The organism is Hyphomicrobium sp. 01T421 (assembly GCF_056398805.1).
In genome coordinates, this window is record NZ_JBFTQC010000003.1 from 302,415 (window position 1) to 324,384 (window position 21,970).

Sequence of the window (21,970 nt, forward strand, 5' to 3'; positions counted from 1 at the left end):
GGCTTCCGGACACGGCGCAGCGTCCGAAGCTCATTTCCAGCGACGGTTCGACCACATCCACTGTTCTGGGAATTCTCTCACCCAGGCTTCGAATTGACGGGTCATCTCGGCCGTCGCCCACTTCACGTCGTCGCCTTGGTTGGCAGTTCGCGGTACGCGAAGTTCTTTCAACTCGATCTCGAAACGGCTGTCCCGGCCGATGCGCAGGCACCGCGCCATCCAGATACGAGCGCCCACCCGGCGAGCAATCATTGCTGGGATGCTGACAGTGCGGGCGTCTTTTCCGAAGAACGGGACGGGTAGTCCTGTGTGATCATAGAGATCGCAGACGACGCCGAGACGGCCGCCGTTGCGAACGTAATCCATGATGACCCGCGCGGTTTTCTGGCTCTCGCCGTGATCACCCTCGACTTTGCCCCGGCCGAAAAGACCGCCGGGATAAAGGTCGCGGCGCTGATAACGGACATATTGGTCGATGTAGGGATTGTTGACCGTGCGATAGACGCAGGCAGGATTGGCGCCCGAGATCGTCAACGGCCATATGGCGAGTTCCCAGTTACCCATGTGAAGCGACGCGCCGACGATCGGGCCGAGCTTGCTCGAATAGCGGGCGAAGACTTCAGGGTTCTTGATGGAAAGACGCGACGGCTCGGCGATGATCTGGTCGATGCGCATCGTCTCGGCCATGACGCGCCCGAGGTTTTCCCAATGCGCGAGCGCAATGGCTTCACGTTCCTTTTCGGACTTCTCCGGAAAAGCGATCCTCAGATTGTCGAGCGCTCGATTGTGGCGTTTCGGGTTGATCCGGGGCGCCAGACGGCGCCAGCACCAGGCCGAGAAATGCGTCGCGGCATCGAGAGGTACGGAGCGCACGACCCCGGCTATGCCCCGAAGCAGCCAATATTCGAGCCGGAACTGCAAATCGCGCAGCCGTGAAATTTCTGGCGTGGACAGTGCCCGACCCTCGTTTGCCGTTGACCGAGGGTCATGCTCCCCCGACGAGGGGCCCGTCAAGCTTCCATCGCCCCATTTCCCCCGGTCACAGCCGCGGAGGAGGCCATCAAGGCGGGAGTTGAAGCGGACGGCCTGAAGCCTTCCCGCATGATCCGAACTCGCAAGGCGGGGCTGGAAGCAAGTGCAAAGAGGCCAAACCCGCGCGCGAGGCCGACGCCCGGGAGGTTACTCAGCAGGGACCGGTTCAGAACGTCGACCGCGAAAACCCGCGTCGCAATGTCTCTGCGTCGCGCGCCTTCATAACGGGCGAGGGTCGCGTCGCCGCCGACATCCGATCCGTTGCGTTTCGCGTCACTGGCTATCTCGGCAATCGTGGCCGCATCCCGGAAGCTGAGATTGAGACCCTGCGCGCCGATCGGCGGAATCACGTGGGCAGCTTCACCCGCGAGCACAACCCTGTTTTTGCCGAGCGCGCGTGCGGTTTGTCCCGTCAGCCGAAAGGCCTGCCGCGGAGAGAACTCCGAAAGCGCGCCCAAATGCCCTTTGAGCTCCGCGTTGAGTGCGCGAGCAAAACCCAGATCATCAAGCGCGAGCAATCTCGCTGCCTCTTCGGGAGTATCAACCCACACGAGGTGAGAAAGCCCGGATCGGCCGGGAACGACGGTCAACGGCCCAGCGCGCCGATGCAACTCGGTCGATACGCCCCGATGCGGACGCTGGTGCCGGAAGGTCGCAACGATTGCCGACTGCGGATACGACCAGGTCGAAACCTCGATGCCGGCGAACTGCCGCGCCGAGGATGCCCTGCCGTCGGCGGCCACGACGAGCCGCGCCCGGATCTGGTTCCCATCGCTGTCCGATACCAAAATATGATCGGCCTTCGAGGCGAACCCCGTCACGCCTTCGCAGACGATACGGCTGAGACGCCCAGCGCTTGCACCCTCGAGAGCTTGGGTGAGGGGGACATTCGGGACATTGTAGCCAAAGGCGTCGAGTTCGATTTCCTTTGCCTGGAAATGCACCTCCGGCGCGCTCAGCAACCCGCCGCTCGCATCCGCTATGCTGATACCCGAAATCGGAGCGGAGACATCGGCGAGCGCCGGCCAGACGCCGACAGCTTTCAAAAGATCGATGGAACCGCCAAAGAGCGCCGATGTGCGCCCGTCCGTTATGCTGGAACGCGGCCCGAGGACGGCGGTGCTAAGTCCCGAGAAAGCACAAGACAATCCCGTGATGAGCCCGGCAGGACCGGCGCCCACGACAGCAATGTCAAAAATGTCTTCTCGGCTCATGCCTTAGCCCCTGAAAGTGTGATCATTGAAACACAGAAATGCTCCAAAGGGCAGCCGTTGCAGGCGTGCAACGCTGTTTCGGCCGGACTGTCACGCATCTGTTAAATTGGCGTGGTTAGCAGACACGTAAGTTGCTCACGGAGAAAAACTCTCAGGGGCAAACGGCGAAAAACTCGCCCGGCGCGAAGGGGATTGCGCGCCGTCAAGTTTGGGGTCTGTAAACAGAGGGGCACCGATGAAGTCGGTATTCAAATTATCTAGTAGCCGTATGGCGTTAGTGGCAGCCTTCGGGTTGGCCATTGGATTTACACCCGCGCAAGCGGCCGATCTGGGCGGCGATTGCTGCGCCGATCTCGAAGAACGCGTAGCCGAGCTCGAAGCTACGACCGCCCGTAAGGGCAACCGCAAAGTCTCGCTGACCGTCACTGGCTGGGTCAACGAAGCCGTTTTCCTGTGGGATGATGGCACCGAGCGCAACGCCTATGTCGGCACCAACTCGCTCGAGCAGTCGCGCGTCAAATTCACCGGCGAAGCTCAGATCGCTCCCGGATACTCGGCAGGTTACACCCTCGAAATCGGCCTCCAGGGCCATGGCTCGAACAAGTGGGATCAGAACTCTCCCTCGAGCAGCAGCGACAGCTCTCTGACGGTCCGTAAGAGCAACTGGTGGCTGAAGAGCAAAGACTACGGCAAAGTCACGGTCGGTCTCGAAGGCACGGCGATGTATCACATCCTCGACGATGCTGACGGTGCCAACACGCGTAACTTCGCGGACGCGCAGGCTGCAGCGGTTGCACAAGGCGCATTCTTCCTCCGTAGCAACGGCAATTTCGTCAATAACCTGCGTTGGAGCGACGTCCTCCGCGGCGTAGACAACGGCACGGACGGCCAGGACGGCCGCCGCAACATCGTCCGCTACGACTCGCCGACGATCGCCGGTTTCACAGTGACGGCGTCGTGGGGTGAAGACGATATCTGGGCTATGGCGTTGACCTACGCCAATACGCTCGGCGACTTCAAACTCCTCGGCAAAGTCGGTTACGGCCAGAACTCGGACGAAACCATTTCTAAGTGCTCGACAACCGGTAGCAAAGGTGTCGGCGGTCAGGATTGCGAACTGTTCGGCGCAGCCGGTACCATCATGCACGTCCCCACGGGTCTGTATGTTTATGGCGGCTACGCGCAGAACCACGACAATGCCGAAGCTAAATCTGGTAACGGCGCTGAAGCCACGGACACGATGTGGTTCGTCCAGGGCGGTATCGAGCAGAAGTGGATCCCGCTGGGTAAGACGACCGTGTTCGGCGAATATCGTCACGATGACGGCGGCTCGAACCTCGACAAGTCGTTCACGGCCAACGGCTTCAGCGGCTACGTGCACAACAGCAGCCTCAACTTCGTAGGTGCTGGCGTCGTTCAGAACATCGAACCTGCTGCCATGGATCTCTACGTGATCTATCGCCATGCAGACGGCGACGTTACGAACTCTGCCGACGAGTCGGTCAAGCTCGATGCGTTCGATACGGTGATGATGGGCGCTCTGATGAGATTCTGATCGCTTATCTCCCGTCTGCGTCAGAGTACTGGGGCTGCCTTCGGGCGGCCCCTTTTTGTTGCGGGCTCGCCGCCCATAAGCCGCAATCCGGCGATGGCCCGCGCCGGGAAAACATGTGTCGTTCGAGCAACATGGCTATGCTACAACAGCGACGATAAGAAACGTCCTCTGTCCAGTTAACGATGGGCTAATGGCATTGAAGTTCTGCTATCTACCGCGCAACACTACGGCATGTGCGTGCTTCCGAAGCATTGCGGGGTAGACGTGAGACGATTGATTATGGTGACTGGCATGCTGGCGGCGTTGGCCGCTGCGGCGAGCACCAATGTGTTCTCAATGGAAGAGCAGCGCGGGGCGATCCCGGGCGGCGTGTCCGCGCCCGACGCCCCGAAGGCTCAAGAGCAAGATCAGGCAAGTCCTTCGAAGCCTGAGGGCACCGAAATCAGAATTCCCGGACTGGGCAAAATCGGTACGTTGCCGAAAATGGACTTCGGCCTCGATCTTTTGTACGGCGCGGCCGAGGACAATAATAAAGCTCCCAATCTTCCCGATTCGCAGAATTCCGATGATCAGAAAGACCTGATGATCCACGGATCAGTGAAACACCGCTTCTAGAAGCCGATCGCGCATCTTGAGCGGCGGTCTGGGCTCGTTCTCCGCGCAATGTTCTAACTGCAGACATGTCTGCCTGTACATGTCTGTCTGTCGGCTGTCCGTTGGTCGACACCGGGTTTACCCGCTCTTAATGGCCCCTCTCATATACCGTCGATCTCACCCTCTCTTCTCGGGGACCGCGGCTTGCGTTATTTGAGCCTCTCAACGAACAGGCCGAACGGAGCCGGGCGGCTCATGGAGCAGCTTGCGATTATGTTGGCCTGTATCGCGCTGACGAGCTATTTCGCCTACCACATTCGATATGGACGGCACGGCCTCGAGGTGCGGGCTCAGCTCATCGAGCGCTCGGCGCTTCTCGATTTCGAGATCAAAGGTCTCGAGAGCGTGCGCACGAAACTCCGCCACGACGTGGCGCTGCTGTCTCCCGAAATCCCGAACGCCGATATCGTGGAAGAGACCGCGCGCGACATGCTCGGCTATGTGCGCGCCGACGACAAAATCATCACCGCCCAATAAGCACCGTAGTTGATTACTACGCCTTGGCATCTCACAGCTCCAAATGAGTGCTCCCGTGGGATAATCACCGCTTGAGCACCAGGCCGAGACTGGCTACGTCAGAGATGCGTTTGGTGCATCGAGGGGAGTCCATGAAATGTCAGACCTGCAGGATTCCGACGTCCTCCTCGAACTCGATATCCCGGAAGAAGTGCCGGAGGCCGAGCAGGCCGTCGAGCTTATCAGAGCTTGGGTGGCGGACGGCGCACTTGTCGTAACCCTCAATGGCGAAGCCTTCGGCCCGCGATTGGAAGAATGGGGCAGATTGCTCGCGCAGATCGGGCACCACGTCGCGCGTTCGGCTTCCGCGAACGGAGAATCGAGCGAACAGCGCTTGATCGCGGCCGTCCGTAAAGGCTTCGACGAGGCATTCCCGAAGAACGAATTGGCGGCCTTCGGCAGAAGCCGTAAGCGCGTGACCCACTAGCGCTGTCGCGCTCGTATCGTTGCGTCGAGAGTACAAGCGCCGCCGTGCGCAGCGGGCCGTGCTGCCCGCTCTGTTGCCCATTTGCGCCAGATAGTTGATCTCCACACTTTCGGGTCATTCCGCCGCTTTGGCGGGGGATGACGAGGGTTCCCCTCCTTGCGCCGCGTCCTCTCGGATCGCTAACAATTTGTGCGTGCGCGTCGAGTTGTGGGTGGCAACTCTCTGGGGGTTTAGATGAGAAAAGTTCATATTGGCAAAATCGGTTTCGTCGTCGTTGCGGCGGCACTCACGTGCGGATGCGCGAACTCGGGTTTTGATCTTTCTACGGCCTCTGTGATGGCGCCTGAGAAGACCGCGGCAAAATCGGATCCTGTCTGCGCCTCGCTCGCAAGTCAGATCACGACCTTGAAGGGTGACGGCACGATCGAGAGACTCGAGAAGGCGGCCGACGGCAAAGGCGACAAGGTTTCTGTAAAGCGCACGGCCCTCCAAAAGCAGGCCGAGCTCAACAAGGCCTACGGCGAATACCAGACCCGCTGTGGCACTGGCATTCCCAACCAGGTCGCCTCGCAACAGCCGGCAAAACCTGCCGCGGCTGCAACGACTCCTGCCGCGAACTGACCTGATCCCGAGCATTGCCGCGATGATGGCGCACACGCTTTTTTGGCGTGTGGAAAACGGGTATTTTGGAATTTCTGTTGCTGCATCAGTGCCACAGGAAGGCCACGGGGGATTGCGAAGGCTCCCTGGCTGTGATCTCTGCGACGTTAGAAGAGCCGTCCTCGGGAACCTCTTCGTAAATTCAAGCTGAGTGAGACGGATAATGCGGGGTTGTTTAGCGGTTGGTCTTGTGATCGCTCTTGGCTGCGCGCTGCAGGGATGCGGCGGGGCAGCGGGAACTACCGGCGGCGATCCGGGAGCGAAGCCTCTTCCTGCGGGCGAATCGTGCGGTTCAATTCGCGGCGAACTCAATCGGCTGGATTCCAGAGGCGTTCCCGCTCAAGTCGAACGCGCCAGCGGCGGCGGCAAGCTTACGCCGGCCCAACGCGCCGACGTCGACAAGTACAACGACCTGCTCAACCAGTATCTGGGTGCTCGCTGCCACGTTTGAGCTTCCAGTTTTGACTCCACGGTGACGATCCGGCGATGACGGTTCAGTTGCCGCCGTTTCGGTGAGGAAGCCTTCGGAGCTGACATGGACAGTCAAACGCGCGGTTTGGTCGTCTTCGCTATCATCGGGATCATCGCCGGCTTTCTGGCCTCTCTCGTGGTTGGTGGCGACGGCCTGATCCGATACCTGATCACCGGCATCATCGGCGCCTTCGTCGGCGGTTATCTGTTCCGGGCGCTGGGCATCAATCTCGGCATCAGAAACGCCTTCGTGTCGGAAATCGTCACTGCCGCGATCGGCGCAATCGTGATCGTGCTGGTCGCCCGCCTGATCGCCTAGTCTCATCGCTTGATAGAGCAACACGCCATCACCGCCGCACAGCGGTGCGGCTGCTTGAAGCATATACTTTCCGCTGAGCGGCGACCCGTGCCATAAGACCGGCGCCATGCCATCTTTCTCCACCCAGCGCCACGTCAGCTTTTCGGCCGAGCAAATGTTTGCTCTCGTCGCCGACATTGAAAAATATCCCGACTTCCTTCCGCTCTGCACCGGCCTGACCGTCCTGTCCCGCCAGCAAACCGCTGCGGGAGAGGAACTGACAGCCCGCATGAGCATCGGCTACAAATCGATCGCCGAAAGCTTCACGACACGCGTCGTGATCGATAGGTCTGACCGGCGTATCGATGTCAGCTACCTCGACGGTCCCTTCAAGCACCTCGAAAATCGCTGGAAATTTTTGGACGATCCATCGGGCTCGATGATCGATTTTTTCATCGACTACGAATTTCGCTCGAAACTGCTCGGCGCGCTCATGGGCGCGATGTTCGATCAGGCATTCCGGCGTTTTACCCACGCCTTCGAGGAACGCGCTTCTCAGGTCTATGGCGCGGCATCCAAGACGGCGGAAACCTGACGGCAAAAACTAGCGGACGCTCTTGTCAGAGTTTTTGGCGAGCGCCAAGCCTCTGAGCCGATCCAATCCTTTGGCATTGCGAAGTTTGGTGCCTGAGAGATTGGCGCCGCGAACATCCGCATCGGTCAGGTCGGCGTCCGTCAGATCAGCGCCTGACAGATCGGCATTCGTCAGATCGGCGCCCGAAAGGTCAGCGCCCCGCAGGATCACGTCGCGCATGACCGCGCCTTGGAGCCGCGCGAAACTCAGTTGCGCTCGGCCCATGTCGGCGCGCGTGAGAATGGCCCCAACAAGGTTTGCGCTCGTAAAGTCGGTCCGCCAAATGTGCTCGATGAAGCCCGTGGTGTACGTGGGTGCACAATGGGAATCGGTGAGGTCGGCGCCGGCAAGATTCGAGCCCGCGAAGGTTCCAAAAAACCGCGCGCCGCGCATCGAAGCGCCCTTGAGGCTCGGTGCCTCGGCCGGAAGTGGGGCGAGCGTTGAGAACGATGACGGACGCATCAGGCTCGCATTGTCGAGGCGAGCGCCGTCGAGCTTCGCGCCGACGAGAGTGACGCGGTCCAGTATCGCGCCGGAGAGATCCGTCCCCGAAAGGTTTGCGCCGGAAAGATCGGCCCCGAAGAGATTGGATTGACTGAGGTCGGCCTGTTTGAAGTCGAGGCCAGAAAGATCAAGCCGCGTCAGATCCCGATGATTGAGGGAAGGGTGACTTCCGGGAGCGGCCCGAAACACCAGGATCGAGACGTCCCGCGCCGACATATCGGCGGCGACCGACGGCCCGAATGTGAGCCCCAATTCCAGCGCGCTTGCAGCCACCAGAACGAACGCGCGGACGGCGGCGCCAACGGATGCCCAGAATATTCCCGGCTTCATGCAGCTGCCTCTAGAAGCATCCTGAGGGCCGCCCGGAGGCTGGCGAGGCGAACCTCATCCCTCCCAACCTCGCCAAACATATGGCGTTCGACGAGCGGAGCGTCGAACACGGAAGCGATCCCGATGTAAACCAGCCCGACGGGCTTGTGCGGGCTGCCGCCGCCCGGCCCGGCGATGCCAGTGATGGAAACGGCCAGATCGACCCCCGTCGTCCGGACGACGCCGTCCGCCATGGCATGGGCCACCGCCTCGCTAACGGCCCCGTGGCGCAGGATGAGCCCGCTATCGACCCCAATCATGCCGGACTTCGCATCGTCGGCGTACGTGACGAACCCGCCGAAAAACACGTCCGACGAACCGGCTATGGCTGTAATCGCGCTTGCAACGAGGCCGCCCGTGCAGCTCTCGGCCGTCGCCAGCAGCCGGCGCTTGGCTCTGAGAGCGGCAATGAGCCGGCCGGCGTCATCGAGTACGTCAGGTGGAAACACGCGGGAAGCCTCGCCATTGCTCCCAAAAGAAGGAGGGGAGCGCTTCAGATGAAGCACTCCCCGGCAACGCTATCTAGAGAGAGAAGAATGTGCAAACGGCTTGGCTGATCAAGCCGCGGCTAAGACCTCAGCATGTAAAAGCAGGCTATCGAGGACGGACCGGCTATCGGAGCCCATGGCCCCGACAGCACGCTTCTGGGCGCCTTGCCAAATCGGGTAGGCATCCTTCAGGACTGCCTGACCTTTGGGCGTAAGGTGCAGGCCGCGTCCCCGCCGTCCGGCGGGAGGATCCATTATGATATGGCCAAGTGCCAAGAGGCGCTTCAAGTTGCGAGAGAGGGTCGACTTTTCAATGTCGAGTTCGTGACCGATCTCGACGGCCGTGATGGCGTCACGAGAAGCCAGCTGTGCCAGCAACGTATATTGGCTCGCGGTGATGCCGAGTGGGCGCAAGGCATCGTCGTAAACCCTCGTGACGATCCGCGAAAGCTGACGCACACGGGTCGCTAAGCACATCTCCGACTGTGCCTCAGCGATTGTGCTGATGGCGTCGTCGTCAGGCTTGCGTTCGAGATTTTGGGGCATGATGTTCATATCGGCTCCCGTATGAGCACTTTCGTGGGTCGTGGCAATACAACCACTTAACCATTTGATGCCGCGATTCTGCCTTGAGGGTCAACGAAGAAAGCCGTTGCAAAGCAGCATCAATTTCGTTGGCGAGACGAATAGATGGGAGCACGCAACCCGGTAATCACGGTTTGGCTGAAACGTGTTCATCGCGGGCGGCCTGATAGATTTCGATGGCAGCTCCGGCGTTCAGAGCCGCGATGCCGAGCCCAACGATGAGATCCGGCCAGCGGGACGCCGTTCCAGCAGTCAAAAGTCCGGCGAACACAATCGCGATGTTCGCGGCCACATCGTTTCGGGCCGACAAAAACGCCGCTTTGGTCAGGCTGCCGCCTCCCGCACGAAATGGTGCGAGGAGCCACGCGCAGACGGCATTGACGGCGAGTGCTCCCAATCCTGTGAGACTGAGCGGAAGAGCGTCCGGAACGCGGACGTCCGCAAAGTTCTGCCAAGCCGTCCAGAGCGTCGCGAGACCCGGAACAAGAATAATCACCGCAAGGAGCATTCCGAGCTTGGCTCGGCGTGCAGCGCTGAAACCCAACCCGGCGAGGATAAGCAGATTGATCGCGCCATCCTCGAGGAAGTCGACGCTGTCGGCGAAGAGCGAGACGGAGCCGATCGCGACAGCCACGGCAAACTCGATCCCGAAATATCCGAGATTGAGTGCCGCAACATTCCGGACCGTCACGCGCAGCCGGGCATTCGTCGCGATGTCGTCGGCAGCGGGATCAGGTGCCTCGCTCATTTGGCGTCGTCGGCCGGAACAAAGACCATCGCCGATGCCATTGCGGCCATGCCTTCTCGGCGGCCGACGAAACCCATGCTTTCCATCGTCGTGGCTTTGATACCGACGCGGTTCGGCGGAAGACCTAAGACTTCGCCGATCAAGTTCTGCATCGCCGGGCGGTGCGGTCCGATGCGCGGAGCTTCGGCAAGCACGGTAATATCGACGTTGCCGATCCGGCCGCCGATCTCTCGCACGCGGCGAACGGCATCCTCCAGAAACAGTCGCGACGCAGCGCCCTTCCATTTCGGATCGGACGGCGGGAAGTGCTGACCGATATCGCCATCTCCGATCGCTCCAAGCAGAGCATCCGTCAGCGCGTGCAGCACGACGTCGGCGTCGGAGTGTCCCTCGAGTTTGTGCGTGTGCGGAATTTTCACGCCGCCGAGYCAAACGTGGTCGCCTTCTGAGAAGCGGTGAACGTCGAAGCCCGTGCCGGTGCGCGGTTCGAGTGCGCTAGTCATTTGCCGGTCTGCCAATTCGAGATCCTCTGCCGTTGTGATTTTGATGTTACCGGTTGAATCTTCGACCACGGCCACCTCGAGACCGGCCCATTCGGCGATCGCAGCATCGTCGGTAAACGTATCCAAGTTCTTCTTCGCGGCCTCGCGGTGGGCGGCGATGATCGGCCCGAATTGAAAACCTTGCGGTGTCTGCGCGCGCCATAGCCCAGCGCGGGCGACAGTCTCCTTAACGACGCCGTCGCCGGAAGTCCGCTTCAGGGTGTCGGTGACCGGCAGCGCCGCCAGGGCCGCGGGCCGCTCGCGAAGCGCCGCAATAACGTTCGATATCGTCTTCGATGATACGAACGGCCTCGCGGCGTCGTGGATCAAGACGACGTCGGGAGCCGCCGGCGCCAAAGCTTCGAGACCGCGCAGGACGGACGCTTGCCGGCTTGGGCCGCCAATGGCGACGCCGGAAAGCTTGCCGAAGCCAAATCCCGCCGTGGCACGTTCGTACAACTCGCCATCGTCAGCATGGATGACGACCTTGATCTCGGTGATCTCGGGATGGCGCGCGAAGGCATCGATCGCGCGGGTGAGGACCGTTCGACCTCCGATGGCCGCATATTGCTTCGGCCCGGCGCCCTGACCGCCGGAGCTTTGGCTTGAAGCCGCGCGCGTTCCCCGACCGGCCGCGACAATCAAAGCGGCAATGCGCAAGATACGATCTCCCTGAAAATGCTCTATGGTCGAAAGCCCAGGCCTTCCGTGCCCGCTGGCGCGAGCTTTCGCAACACCCTCTCGCCCGCTGGAATGGCCGCCGTGAAACCGGAACTGCCAATTTCATAATCGCCAGATGCTCAGCCGCGTCAAATCGGCAAATCCGAAACGTCTTGTTCACCCTTGCGAAATCCCTGAACGGCGCATAGGCTGCCCAAACTCGCGGCACATCTTTAATCTGCACAGGGAATAGGCAGAACGGTGAGAGCTGGTTTCGACCAAATGCTAGAAGACATCGTAAACGGCGCGCCGCCCGCAGTCTTGGCGCCCATGTCGGGGGTGAGTGATCTGCCCTTCCGGCGCCTTGCTCATCGCCTTGGAGCGAGCCTTGTCGTTTCCGAGATGGTCGCGAGCGAGGAATTGGTCAAATCGCGTTTTGACGTCCTGCGCCGGGTCGAGGGACGGGACCTAACACCGTTTGTCGTACAACTCGCCGGCCGCGAAGAGCGGTGGATGGCTGAGGGCGCCCGTATCGCCGAAGCGAAGGGCGCGAACATCATCGACATCAATATGGGCTGCCCGGCCAAAGAGGTGACGGGCAAGCTCTCGGGCTCCGCGCTCATGCGCAATCTCGACCACGCCCAGGCTTTGATCAAAGCGGTCATCAATGCCGTGAAGGTTCCCGTGACGCTGAAGATGCGGCTCGGCTGGGACGACAACACCCGCAATGCGCCTGAACTCGCCAAGCGAGCCGAGGCCGAAGGCGTCAAGCTGATCACGGTGCACGGCCGCACGAGATGTCAGTTCTTCACCGGCACAGCCGACTGGACCGCCGTTCGTCCCGTCGTTGAAGCGACCTCGCTTCCCGTCCTGGTCAACGGAGACATCCTATCGCCCGTCCACGCCGCAGAGGCGCTGCGAGCATCCGGGGCGAGGGGCGTCATGGTCGGACGCGGGGCCTACGGGGCACCGTGGATGCCCGGGCGCATCGCAAACTTCTTGGCGACGGGCCGCGATGCAGGCGATCCGGCACTCGACGACCAGCGCGACATTGCCATCGAGCATGTCGAAGCGATGCTCGGCCACTACGGCAGGGACCTCGGTCTGCGCAACGCCCGCAAGCACGTCGGCTGGTATTTGGCGACGAGCGGCGCCAGCGAAGCGGTCGTCAAGTCGTGGCGCGCCAAGCTCTGCACGATGCTTGAACCCGAGCGCGTGCTCGACGGCCTTAAGACTTTTTATTCTTGTACGGAGTCCCGCGCGGCATGAGTAGCAAGTCGGCATCGGTACGCAAATCTGATCGTCACTCGGCGCCGCCTCCGGCCAGAGTGGTCGATTGCGAGGATCTATTGAGTGCGCTGCCGCACCCGATACTCGTCGTCGCCAGCGATCAAACCATCGTTTTTGCCAACGCGGCGGCTGAATCCTTTTTCTCGATGAGCGCGTCCGCGCTGACGAGAAGCCGAATTTCCGACATCGTCGCATTCGGCTGCCCGCTGCTTGGATTGATCGAGCAGGTGCAGGCCACAAGCTCGACAGTCAATGAATACAGCATCGAGGTCGCAACGCCCCGGTTCTCCGGTGCAAAGCTCGTCGATGTTTACGGCGGCCCGCTTCTGGAAGAGCCGCGCAACATGTTCCTCATGCTGCAGCAGCGCTCGATGGCGCAAATGATCGAGCGGCAGCTGACGCATCGCGCGGCCGCGCGCTCCGTGTCGGGAATGGCCGGCGTCTTGGCGCACGAGATCAAAAATCCCTTATCCGGCATCCGCGGCGCAGCCCAGCTGTTGGAGCCCGCTCTTTCCGACGAAGACCGCGCGCTGACCCAGCTCATCTGTTCCGAAACCGATCGCATCCGAAACCTCGTCGATCGCATGGAAGTGTTCGGTGACGAGCGCCCGATCACGAAGGATGCGGTCAACATTCACGACGTTCTCAATCACGTGCGACGCATCGCGGAGCACGGGTTCGGCCGCAACATTCGCTACGTCGAAGATTACGATCCGTCGCTGCCGGCCGTTCTCGGCAACCGCGACAAGCTCGTGCAGGTCTTCCTCAACCTTCTGAAGAACGCGGCGGAAGCCATCGGCGATAGAACCGACTCTGGCCGCATCATCATGCAGACGGCGTTTAGGCCGGGCGTGCGGTTATCGCTTCCCGGCTCCGATATGCGCGTCAGCCTCCCGCTGATGATCCAGATCGAAGACAACGGTTGCGGCATCCCCGATCATTTGAAGCCGCATCTCTTCGACCCGTTCGTCACCACAAAGACGTCAGGTAGCGGCCTCGGCCTCGCCCTGGTCGCCAAGATCATCGCCGATCACGGCGGCATCATCGAATGTGAAAGTGAGCCCAAGCGCACGATCTTCCGCGTGCTGCTTCCCATGCAACGCACGCGGCCAGCTCCCGTGCCGACGACGAGAGAGACTTAATGGCCAGAGGCACCATACTTATCGCCGACGACGACACCGCCATTCGCACGGTGTTGAACCAGGCATTGGCGCGAGCAGGTTTCGCGCCCCGGGCGACTGGCAACGCGGCGACGCTGTGGCGCTGGGTGAGCCAGGGCGAGGGCGATGTCGTCATCACGGACGTCGTCATGCCGGACGAGAACGCGTTCGATCTCATTCCGCGGATGAAGAAGCTGCGGCCCGACCTGCCGATCATCGTCATGAGCGCGCAGAACACGCTTATGACGGCGCTGACGGCGGCCGAGAAGGGCGCCTTCGAATATCTGCCCAAACCCTTCGATCTCAATGAGGTCGTGGCGGTTGTTTCGCGTGCGCTGTCGGAGCCGGGGCGAAAGCGCCAGACGGTCAACACCGAACGCGAGACGGACGAACTGCCGCTCATCGGCCGTTCGCTGCCGATGCAAGACATCTACCGCGTGCTCGCCCGCCTGACGCAGAGCGATCTGACGGTCATGATCAACGGCGAGAGCGGCACGGGCAAGGAACTCGTCGCGCGCGTTCTGCACGATTACGGCAAGCGCCGGCACGGCCCCTTCGTCGCGATCAACATGGCGGCGATCCCGCGGGAATTGATCGAGAGCGAGCTCTTTGGGCACGAAAAGGGGGCCTTCACCGGCGCCCAGACGCGCACGCCCGGCCGCTTCGAGCAGGCCGAGGGCGGTACGCTCTTCCTCGACGAGATCGGCGATATGCCGCTCGAGGCGCAGACGCGGCTTTTGCGCGTTCTGCAGCAAGGTGAATACACGACCGTTGGCGGACGCACGCCCATCAAGACCAACGTGCGCATCATCGCGGCGACGCACCGCGATCTCAAAACGCAGATCCAGCAGGGTCTATTCCGGGAAGATCTTTTCTATCGGCTGAATGTCGTGCCGATCCGCCTGCCACCGCTTCGGGAGCGGCTCGAAGATATCGGCGATCTCGTTCGCCACTTCCTGAGACAGGCAGCGCGGGAAGGCCTCGGCCAGAAGTCGATTGAGACCGCCGCGATCGAACGCCTCAAGTCGCATCCTTGGCCCGGAAACGTCCGTGAGCTGGAGAACGTCGTCCGCCGCCTTGTCGCCCTCTACACGCAGGACGCGCTGACGGCTCAGATCGTCGAGCAGGAGCTTGCGGGCTCCGCGATCTCGGCCCCGGTCGGAGGCGGCGCCGAAGGCGGCGATCTCGGAGAAGCCGTCGAACGATACCTCTCGCGGTATTTTTCTTCGTTCGGCAATGAACTGCCGCCGCCAGGCCTTTACGACCGGGTCATCCGCGACGTTGAGAAACCGCTGCTCAGCGCGGCGCTGGCCGCCACGCGCGGCAATCAAATTCGCGCCGCCGAGCTTCTCGGCCTCAATCGCAACACGCTGCGCGCGCGCATTCGGGATCTCAATATCCGGGTATTTCGCACCGTCGAAGGCTGATCATCCGGTTCTTATCCCAAAAAGTTATCCACAGGCCTTGACCGAACGTGCGTTTGGCGCTTGATCTGCGCCACACCCGTCGCGAAAATGTCACAGTTAGGCTGTTGGGTCTGGGCAGCTGTAGCGTGATCGTCGCTGCATGCTCGCCCGGCGTGGAAATACCGCGTCGGGAAATGCCGTCCACGGTAATGGGCGGACGGTCAATTGGGAACGAATTCAGAGCAATAGTTGGATCGGTCGACAACTGATGAGCGCCAGCAACAGCGATGGCAAAGCCGACACGATCGCCCCGCGCGATAGAGTGCCCACTGCTGCTTTGGTCCAGGAAGGGGCAACACCGCTGAACCCTTCCGACCGCGCATTCTGGTTCGGCCTCGGCGTCGTGCTGCTCTCTTTGATGTCTGCGCTCGTCAGCTATCTCATCCTGACGGGTCTAACCGCGATAACGCCGCGCAACGAATATGTCTGGACGGCGCTGGCGGTGAATGCCGTCCTCCTCGTCGCGATGTTCGGCACCATTGTCTGGCAAGCGCTCGGACTTCGCCGTGCGTGGAAGCAGAAGGTTCCAGGAGCGCGGCTGCACACGCGCATCGTCGCTCTCTTCACGCTTACGGCTGCGCTGCCGGCCGTGCTGCTCGCCGTCGCCGCGACGACGACATTCTCCCGCTCGCTCGACGGCTGGTTCTCAGGGCGCACGCGCGCCATCGTCGAAAACTCCTATGACGTTGCGAAAGCCTACGTCGACGAGCACAGCCAGATCATCCGGACCGATATCGTCAACATGGTCCGCGACATCAACGGCGAGGCAGCGACCCTCAAGGACGATCCGGACGCATTTCAGAAGTTCCTCATCGGCCAGGCAGGTCTCAGAGATCTCACGTCGGCCTACATCATCGATGGCGAAGGCGTGCCCATCGTCCTTGCGCTCGATGATCCGAAGTTGCCGTATGTCGTGCCGCCGCCCGCCGCGATTCAGCAGGCGGAATCGGGCCAAGTCGCATTATCGAAACCGTCGAGCGATTATCGGATTTCCGCGATCACCAAGATCGACAGCATGCCGGGGCGGTATCTCTACGTCGCGCGCGGCGTCAGTCCGAAGGTTATCAGCCATCTCCAGAGCACCGAGCAGAATGTCTATGAATATACACGCCTGAGGCAAGCCAAAGGCGGCCTGAAGGTCGCGCACGGCCTCATCTACTTCATGATCTCGATGACGTCTCTGCTTGCTGCGATCTGGGTCGGCATGTGGTTTGCGGGCAGGTTCGTCGCGCCGATCCGAAGGTTGATCGCAGGCGCGCAAGAAGTGTCGAAAGGCAATCTCGAATTCTCGCTGCCCGAGAAGCGGGGAGAAGGCGACCTGCGGCGCCTCTCGCATACGTTCAACGTGATGACGCGCGATTTGAAGCAGCAGCAGAACGCGCTGGTCACCACCAATGCGCAATTGACCGAGCGGCGGAACTTCATCGAAGCCGTTCTGTCGGGCGTCTCCGCCGGCGTCATCGGCCTCGACAGCGCCGACTGCATCACCCTTATCAGCCGCTCCGCCGAACGCCTGCTCGGCTTCACGAGTGCGGAAGTCGTCGGCAAACCCCTGAAGGATGTCGTTCCGGAGTTCGCGTGCATTCTTTCCGCCGGCGACGAGCCCGGTCTGAAGAGCAAGCAGTACGAAATTCAAAAGCAGATCGGCGACGAAGAGCGAACGTTCGCCGTCCGGATCACGCACGAGAGAGAGGGTGAGGGAGACGTCGGTTCCGTCGTCACGTTCGATGACATATCCGAACTCGTCCAGGCCCAGCGAACGAGTGCATGGGCGGACGTCGCGCGACGCATCGCGCACGAAATCAAAAACCCCCTCACGCCGATACAACTTTCCGCCGAGCGCCTGCGCCGGAAGTTCGGGTCGCAGATTGGCGAGAACCGCGAGCTGTTCGAAACGCTGACGCAGACGATCGAACGCCAAACCGGTCAGATCAAAAGCATGGTCGACGAGTTTGCGTCGTTCGCGCGTATGCCGCAGCCCGTCATGGCGGATCAGGATCTGAAACTCGCTGTCCAAGAGCCGGCCGTCCTTTTCCGCGAAGGCCACAAGGACATAAACTTCAAGCTCGTTCTTCCGGATCGCCCGGTCACCGCGCATTTCGATCTGCGGCTGATCTCGCAGGCGGTCACCAACCTCATCAAGAACGCTGCCGAGGCGATCGAATCCTACGGCGAAGCACAAGGCCGTCCGCCCGGCTATAAGGGCGAGATCGAGGTGCGGCTGGTACCCCTGCCGGACCGCGTCGCGATCGAAGTCATCGACAACGGCATCGGTCTGCCGAAACAAAATCGTGCGAAGCTTTTGGAACCCTATGTTACGACAAGAGCCAAGGGCACTGGCCTCGGTCTCGCCATCGTGCAGAAAGTCGTCGAGCAGCACGGCGGCACGCTGGCCCTTGAGGATGCTCCCGTAAGCAATACGAGAACGCGCGGCGCTCTGGTTCGGCTGACATTGCCGATAAAGGTCGGACCATCCCGCGACATGACGACAGATCAAATACGCGCCGCAGCGCACTTAGCCGGCGGAGCATGAGATGAAACGCTTAACCCCCCAGGAGCGCAGCAATGTCAGCTGATATATTGATCGTCGATGACGAGGCAGATATCCGGGACCTGGTCGCCGGCATTCTACAGGACGAGGGCCACCGCACACGGCTTGCGCGCGATAGCGATGAAGCTCTGCGCGCGATTGAAGACAGAAGGCCTCATCTCGTCGTCCTCGATATCTGGCTGCAGGGAAGCCGCCTCGACGGACTGGAAGTCCTGACGGTGATGAAGCGGACATATCCCGATCTGCCCGTCGTCATCATTTCAGGCCACGGCAACATCGAAACCGCCGTGACCGCCATCAAGCGCGGCGCTTACGATTACATCGAGAAGCCGTTCAAATCCGATCGCCTCATCCTCGTCGCCTTGCGCGCGCTCGAAGCATCCCAGCTGAAGCGGGAAGTTCGAGAGCTCAAGGAGCGCTCCGTCGTTTCCGCCGACATGATTGGCAAGTCGCCGGCGATCAACCAGCTGAAGAACAACATCGACAAGGCAGGCCCAACGAATAGCCGCATCATGCTGCGCGGCGCGTCAGGGACCGGCAAAGAACTCGCGGCCCGCGTTCTCCATCAAAAATCGCTGCGCGCCGACGGACCGTTCGTCGTGCTCAACGCGGCAGCCATGGTACCGGATCGCGTCGAAGACGAGTTGTTCGGAACAGAGGACCGCACGGGCGGCCCGCGCAAAGTCGGCGCTTTGGAAGAAGCGCACACCGGCACGCTCTACATCGACGAAGTCGCCGACATGCCGATGGAAACGCAGGGCAAGATCCTGCGCGTGCTCGTCGAACAGAAGTTTCTCCGCCTCGGCGGCTCGCAAAAAGTTTCGGTCGATGTCAGGATCATCTCATCGACCTCTCGCGACCTCGAGCAGGACATCCGCGAGGGACGCTTCCGGGAAGATCTCTACCATCGCCTGAATGTCGTGACGCTCCGGGTGCCAAGCCTCGCCGAGCGCCGCGAGGATATTCCCGAACTCATCCAGTATTTCATCGGTCAGGTCGCCCAGACGTCGGGCCTCGCACCCCGCAGGATCGGCGAAGACGCCATCGCGGTGCTGCAGGCGCACGATTGGCCGGGTAACGTTCGCGAACTGCGCAACAACGTCGAGCGTCTCTTGATCCTCGCGGGCGGTGAGCCGAACGCCGCGATCACGGCCGACATGCTTCCCGACGAGATCGGCTCCAACGTGCCGTTGCCCGTCAACGGCGGCGCCGAACATCTGATGTCGCTTCCGCTCCGCGAGGCGCGCGAAATTTTCGAGCGTGAATACCTCCTGGCTCAGATCAACCGGTTCGGCGGCAACATTTCGAGAACCGCTGAATTCGTCGGCATGGAGCGATCGGCATTGCATCGCAAGCTCCGCGCGCTCGGCGTTTCCTCCGAGCAGCGTAGCGGCGACCTCCGCTCGGCGTCCTAGGAGCGAGGTTGCTTGACACGCATCGTTTATGTCAATGGCGGCTACCGGCCCTATGCGCAGGCCGCCGTTCATGTCGAAGACCGCGGCTTCCAATTCGCCGATGCGATCTACGAGGTCATTGAAGTCCGCGACGGCGGACTGGTCGATGCACCCCGGCATCTCCAGCGTCTCGCCCGGTCGTTGAAGCAACTTGCGATCCCGGCGCCGATGACGGAGAGCGCGCTGCGCCACGTCATTCACCAGGTGATCCGGCGCAATCGCGTCCGCGACGGCATCGTTTATATGCAAGTCTCGCGCGGCGCTGGGCCGAGGGACTTCGCGTTGCCGCCTCCCGAGACGCCGCCGACGCTTGTCGTGATCGCTCGCGCCCAACGGCGGGGATGGGCGGCCGAACTCGCCGAAACGGGTATCAGTGTGAAGACCACCCCGGACAATCGGTGGGCGCGCTGCGATATCAAAACGGTGATGCTGCTGCCCGCCGTCCTGGCGAAGGACGAAGCACGCCGGGCCGGAGCCCGCGAGGCATGGTTCGTGGACGCCGCCGGCAACGTCACCGAGGGGGCCTCGAGCAACGCCTGGATCGTCGCCTCGAACGGTTCGCTCGTCACCCATCCGCTCGACCATCACATTCTGCCCGGAGTGACCCGGGCAACCGTGATGGATGTTGCGAAAGGGGAGGGAATAAAAATTGAACAGCGGACCTTTACCCGGGAAGAAGTCCTGAACGCCCGCGAGGCATTTGTGACATCCGCCACCAATATCGTCATGCCGGTTGTTAAAATAGATGGAGCTGCAATTGGGGATGGGCGGCCGGGGCCGCTTGCCCGCCAGCTGCGGTTGAGATTTCATCAGGTTGCTGAATTTTCGGCATGAGGCAGGTGCGAACGTTGCCGCATTGTGCGAGGCAACAATGGATGTAGAGTGCGGCTCGCTTCGATCATCACCGCATTTCCTGGTGACCGCTGCATCGGTGCTTCGTTGCTGTCCACCGCAACAGCACCGGTCGAATACGAGAAGACGCTAGAACAAGACGTCGAGATAAAAAACGGACAAAAAAAATGGCGGCTGAAAAACCTCAGAATCTCCAAGACACATTTTTAAATTATGTTCGCAAAAACAAAACGCCACTCACGATCTTCCTCATCAATGGCGTGAAACTCCAAGGCATCGTCAGCTGGTTTGATAATTTCTGCGTTCTCCTGCGCCGCGATGGTCACTCCCAGCTTGTCTACAAACACGCAATTTCCACGATCATGCCGGGCGGCCCCGTCAATCTGAACGACCAGGACGAAAGCCCCGCCGGTTGACCTCTCGTTCTAAAGACGGCGAGGGCGAAAAGGGCGAAGGCGGACGAAATCGCGAACGTCGGCGTGTCTCGAAGGAGACGAGAGCGCCGAAGACGCGAACGCTCGTTGTCGTGCCCGCATGGAAGCGTCAGCCGAAGCCCAAGACCACGCAGCCGGCGGAATCGTCCGCGCAAATACACACGCCGGAAAATCGTCTGGCCGAAGCCGTCGGCCTGGCGCGAGCCATCGAACTCGACATCATTGACTCGACGATCGTGCCGGTCTCCGAACCTCGGCCGTCGACATTGCTCGGATCGGGCAAGGTCGAAGAGATCAAGGGCCTCGTCGAAGAGCTCGAAATCGGTCTCGTCGTCATCGATTACAACATCACGCCGGTGCAGCAGCGCAATCTCGAGAAGGCGTGGAACGCCAAGGTTCTCGATCGCACCGGGCTGATCCTCGAAATATTCGGCGCGCGCGCCAGGACACGCGAAGGCGTGCTGCAGGTCGAACTCGCGCATTTGACGTATCAAAAGGGCCGTCTGGTTCGCGCCTGGACCCATTTGGAACGCCAGCGCGGCGGCGGCGGCTTCCTCGGCGGCCCCGGCGAAGCCCAGATCGAACTCGATCGCCGAATGCTCCAGGACCGCATCGATGCGATCAAGCGCGACCTGGCCGACGTCGCAAAAACGCGTGATCTGCATCGCAAAGGCCGGCGTAAAGTGCCGTACCCCATCGTCGCGATCGTCGGCTATACGAACGCGGGCAAGTCGACACTCTTCAATAAAATCACCGGCGCTGGCGTCGTCGCGATGGATCAGGTCTTCGCGACCCTCGATCCAACCATGCGCGAAGTAAAGCTCCCCAGCGCCCGGCGGATCATCCTGTCCGACACGGTCGGTTTCATCTCTGATCTCCCGACGATGCTCGTCGCCGCCTTCCGCGCGACGCTCGAAGAAGTGGTTGAAGCCGATCTCATTCTGCACGTGCGCGACATCGCCCACGAAGAAACCGACGCGCAGGCGCAGGACGTCGAGAAAGTGCTGACGGATCTCGGTATCGATACCTTGCCCGTCGAAAGCCACCTTCTCGAAGTCTGGAACAAGATCGATCTTCTGCCTGCGGAGCGTCGAGAGGAGCTGCAACACGAAGTGCATCGCAATGCACGCCCGCCTGTGCTCGTCTCGGCGTCGACAGGCGAGGGCATGGCGCCGTTGCTGCATTCGATCGATGAGCGCCTCGGCGCGTCGGACGAAATTCTCGACGTGATCCTGCCGGGAAGCAATGGCGCGCTTCTCCATTGGCTGCACGAGACGTGCGATGTGCTCGCACGAGAAGCCCGCAAGGATGGCAGCATCGAATTGCGCCTCCGCGTGCCGAGCGAAAAGAAGGCGCGCGTCATCGGGCATCTTCGCAAAGCGGGAATATCGGTCTAAGCTCGTCCC

Annotated in this window: 23 protein-coding genes; 16 read left to right on the plus strand and 7 right to left on the minus strand. The window is 61.2% G+C overall.

The features are described 5' to 3' along the window. Positions 1 to 30: 30 nt before the first annotated feature. Together AC1DK3_RS18385 and AC1DK3_RS18390 are read right to left on the minus strand one after the other, a co-directional pair. Complete coding sequence (locus AC1DK3_RS18385) at positions 31 to 1,014, minus strand: lysophospholipid acyltransferase family protein (RefSeq protein ID WP_477193689.1); 984 nt, start codon at positions 1,012 to 1,014, stop codon at positions 31 to 33. Beyond that, positions 1,011 to 2,246, minus strand: coding sequence for an FAD-dependent monooxygenase (locus tag AC1DK3_RS18390; RefSeq protein WP_477193690.1), 1,236 nt, complete (start codon positions 2,244 to 2,246; stop codon positions 1,011 to 1,013). The genes AC1DK3_RS18385 and AC1DK3_RS18390 overlap by 4 nt, the downstream gene beginning before the upstream one ends. Before the next feature lie 292 nt (positions 2,247 to 2,538). Here AC1DK3_RS18390 and AC1DK3_RS18395 point away from each other — a divergent pair, with 292 nt between their 5' ends. The 8 genes from AC1DK3_RS18395 to AC1DK3_RS18430 all read left to right on the plus strand — a co-directional run bounded on the left by AC1DK3_RS18395 (position 2,539) and on the right by AC1DK3_RS18430 (position 7,422). After that, on the plus strand, positions 2,539 to 3,801 hold the full coding sequence (locus tag AC1DK3_RS18395; RefSeq protein ID WP_477193691.1) for a porin: 1,263 nt from the start codon (positions 2,539 to 2,541) through the stop codon (positions 3,799 to 3,801). A 264-nt stretch (positions 3,802 to 4,065) separates the two neighbouring features. After that, a complete protein-coding gene (locus AC1DK3_RS18400; RefSeq protein WP_477193692.1) occupies positions 4,066 to 4,416 on the plus strand; it encodes a hypothetical protein in 351 nt (116 codons plus the stop codon). Between the two features lie 252 nt (positions 4,417 to 4,668). Continuing rightward, complete coding sequence (locus tag AC1DK3_RS18405) at positions 4,669 to 4,932, plus strand: FtsB family cell division protein (RefSeq protein WP_477193693.1); 264 nt, start codon at positions 4,669 to 4,671, stop codon at positions 4,930 to 4,932. 136 nt (positions 4,933 to 5,068) lie between these two features. Further along, positions 5,069 to 5,398, plus strand: a complete 330-nt coding sequence (locus AC1DK3_RS18410) for a DUF5076 domain-containing protein (RefSeq protein ID WP_477193694.1) — start codon at positions 5,069 to 5,071, stop codon at positions 5,396 to 5,398. A gap of 234 nt (positions 5,399 to 5,632) precedes the next feature. After that, on the plus strand, positions 5,633 to 6,019 hold the full coding sequence (locus AC1DK3_RS18415) for a hypothetical protein (protein WP_477193695.1): 387 nt from the start codon (positions 5,633 to 5,635) through the stop codon (positions 6,017 to 6,019). 202 nt (positions 6,020 to 6,221) lie between these two features. After that, on the plus strand, positions 6,222 to 6,509 hold the full coding sequence (locus AC1DK3_RS18420) for a hypothetical protein (RefSeq protein WP_477193696.1): 288 nt from the start codon (positions 6,222 to 6,224) through the stop codon (positions 6,507 to 6,509). Between the two features lie 84 nt (positions 6,510 to 6,593). Continuing rightward, positions 6,594 to 6,848, plus strand: a complete 255-nt coding sequence (locus AC1DK3_RS18425) for a GlsB/YeaQ/YmgE family stress response membrane protein (RefSeq protein ID WP_477193697.1) — start codon at positions 6,594 to 6,596, stop codon at positions 6,846 to 6,848. A gap of 106 nt (positions 6,849 to 6,954) precedes the next feature. After that, positions 6,955 to 7,422 carry a type II toxin-antitoxin system RatA family toxin gene (locus AC1DK3_RS18430; protein ID WP_477193698.1) on the plus strand — a complete coding sequence of 156 codons (468 nt, stop codon included), beginning with the start codon at positions 6,955 to 6,957 and terminating at the stop codon, positions 7,420 to 7,422. A gap of 9 nt (positions 7,423 to 7,431) precedes the next feature. Here AC1DK3_RS18430 and AC1DK3_RS18435 read toward each other — a convergent pair whose 3' ends face one another. The 5 genes from AC1DK3_RS18435 to AC1DK3_RS18455 all read right to left on the minus strand — a co-directional run bounded on the left by AC1DK3_RS18435 (position 7,432) and on the right by AC1DK3_RS18455 (position 11,357). Next, positions 7,432 to 8,295: a pentapeptide repeat-containing protein gene (locus AC1DK3_RS18435; protein WP_477193699.1), complete on the minus strand. Its 864-nt coding sequence runs from the start codon at positions 8,293 to 8,295 to the stop codon at positions 7,432 to 7,434. Next, positions 8,292 to 8,783: a CinA family protein gene (locus AC1DK3_RS18440; protein ID WP_477193700.1), complete on the minus strand. Its 492-nt coding sequence runs from the start codon at positions 8,781 to 8,783 to the stop codon at positions 8,292 to 8,294. The genes AC1DK3_RS18435 and AC1DK3_RS18440 overlap by 4 nt, the downstream gene beginning before the upstream one ends. Positions 8,784 to 8,891: 108 nt before the next feature. Then, complete coding sequence (locus AC1DK3_RS18445) at positions 8,892 to 9,377, minus strand: MarR family winged helix-turn-helix transcriptional regulator (protein WP_477193701.1); 486 nt, start codon at positions 9,375 to 9,377, stop codon at positions 8,892 to 8,894. Positions 9,378 to 9,534: 157 nt separating this feature from the next. Further along, positions 9,535 to 10,155 carry a cation efflux transmembrane domain-containing protein gene (locus AC1DK3_RS18450; RefSeq protein WP_477193702.1) on the minus strand — a complete coding sequence of 207 codons (621 nt, stop codon included), beginning with the start codon at positions 10,153 to 10,155 and terminating at the stop codon, positions 9,535 to 9,537. Next, positions 10,152 to 11,357, minus strand: a complete 1,206-nt coding sequence (locus AC1DK3_RS18455; RefSeq protein WP_477193703.1) for a bifunctional 2-C-methyl-D-erythritol 4-phosphate cytidylyltransferase/2-C-methyl-D-erythritol 2,4-cyclodiphosphate synthase — start codon at positions 11,355 to 11,357, stop codon at positions 10,152 to 10,154. Before AC1DK3_RS18455 ends, AC1DK3_RS18450 begins: the two co-directional genes overlap by 4 nt. A gap of 282 nt (positions 11,358 to 11,639) precedes the next feature. On the opposite strand from AC1DK3_RS18455, the gene dusB reads away from it, so the two are divergent. The 8 genes from dusB to hflX all read left to right on the plus strand — a co-directional run bounded on the left by dusB (position 11,640) and on the right by hflX (position 21,961). Next, complete coding sequence (dusB, locus tag AC1DK3_RS18460; RefSeq protein WP_477193759.1) at positions 11,640 to 12,626, plus strand: tRNA dihydrouridine synthase DusB; 987 nt, start codon at positions 11,640 to 11,642, stop codon at positions 12,624 to 12,626. Continuing rightward, complete coding sequence (locus AC1DK3_RS18465) at positions 12,623 to 13,789, plus strand: two-component system sensor histidine kinase NtrB (protein ID WP_477193704.1); 1,167 nt, start codon at positions 12,623 to 12,625, stop codon at positions 13,787 to 13,789. The genes dusB and AC1DK3_RS18465 overlap by 4 nt, the downstream gene beginning before the upstream one ends. Next, complete coding sequence (gene ntrC / locus AC1DK3_RS18470) at positions 13,789 to 15,234, plus strand: nitrogen regulation protein NR(I) (protein WP_339084073.1); 1,446 nt, start codon at positions 13,789 to 13,791, stop codon at positions 15,232 to 15,234. Before AC1DK3_RS18465 ends, ntrC begins: the two co-directional genes overlap by 1 nt. A gap of 247 nt (positions 15,235 to 15,481) precedes the next feature. Continuing rightward, on the plus strand, positions 15,482 to 17,806 hold the full coding sequence (locus AC1DK3_RS18475) for a sensor histidine kinase NtrY-like (RefSeq protein ID WP_477193705.1): 2,325 nt from the start codon (positions 15,482 to 15,484) through the stop codon (positions 17,804 to 17,806). A 32-nt stretch (positions 17,807 to 17,838) separates the two neighbouring features. Further along, positions 17,839 to 19,239, plus strand: a complete 1,401-nt coding sequence (ntrX, locus tag AC1DK3_RS18480) for a nitrogen assimilation response regulator NtrX (RefSeq protein ID WP_092869532.1) — start codon at positions 17,839 to 17,841, stop codon at positions 19,237 to 19,239. A gap of 12 nt (positions 19,240 to 19,251) precedes the next feature. Continuing rightward, positions 19,252 to 20,112 carry a D-amino-acid transaminase gene (locus AC1DK3_RS18485; protein WP_477193706.1) on the plus strand — a complete coding sequence of 287 codons (861 nt, stop codon included), beginning with the start codon at positions 19,252 to 19,254 and terminating at the stop codon, positions 20,110 to 20,112. A gap of 185 nt (positions 20,113 to 20,297) precedes the next feature. Continuing rightward, on the plus strand, positions 20,298 to 20,546 hold the full coding sequence (gene hfq, locus AC1DK3_RS18490) for an RNA chaperone Hfq (RefSeq protein ID WP_092869530.1): 249 nt from the start codon (positions 20,298 to 20,300) through the stop codon (positions 20,544 to 20,546). A 110-nt stretch (positions 20,547 to 20,656) separates the two neighbouring features. Further along, positions 20,657 to 21,961 carry a GTPase HflX gene (gene hflX / locus AC1DK3_RS18495; RefSeq protein ID WP_477193760.1) on the plus strand — a complete coding sequence of 435 codons (1,305 nt, stop codon included), beginning with the start codon at positions 20,657 to 20,659 and terminating at the stop codon, positions 21,959 to 21,961. The last annotated feature ends 9 nt before the right edge of the window (positions 21,962 to 21,970 follow it).